The sequence below is a fragment of the Paraburkholderia sp. BR10954 genome (genome assembly GCF_040965775.1).
Taxonomy (GTDB): domain Bacteria; phylum Pseudomonadota; class Gammaproteobacteria; order Burkholderiales; family Burkholderiaceae; genus Paraburkholderia; species Paraburkholderia youngii.
Map to the genome: position 1 here is coordinate 1 of NZ_JBFRCK010000302.1, position 257 is coordinate 257.

The 257-nt window shown below is 61.5% G+C and carries 1 protein-coding gene; it reads right to left on the reverse strand.

Annotation, left to right across the window (positions count from 1 at the left end):
- Window positions 1–247, reverse strand: a 247-nt coding sequence (locus AB4Y34_RS42330) for a transposase zinc-binding domain-containing protein (protein ID WP_368719364.1), incomplete at its 3' end; no start/stop codon positions are given.
- Window positions 248–257: the final 10 nt, after the last annotated feature.

The window sequence follows — 257 nt, forward strand, 5'->3', positions numbered from 1 at the left end:
ATCCGACAAGGTCATCGCCATGCTCAAGGCGAGGCTTTAATGGAGAGTAGCAGGGGCGCGGGCTCCCCGGCTCGCGCTCGATCGACGTGTCTACTCCACATACGGAAAGACTCCCCATAAGGCACGAATTGAAGGACACCTCTGTCCTTGCGCAGCCTGAACAGCGCAGCACATGTCCGCCCAGTGCCGCCGTGCGGCACCGTTCGATGGCCGACATGACCTTCAGTTGCCCCGGGCTCAGCCGTATCGTGTTTCGC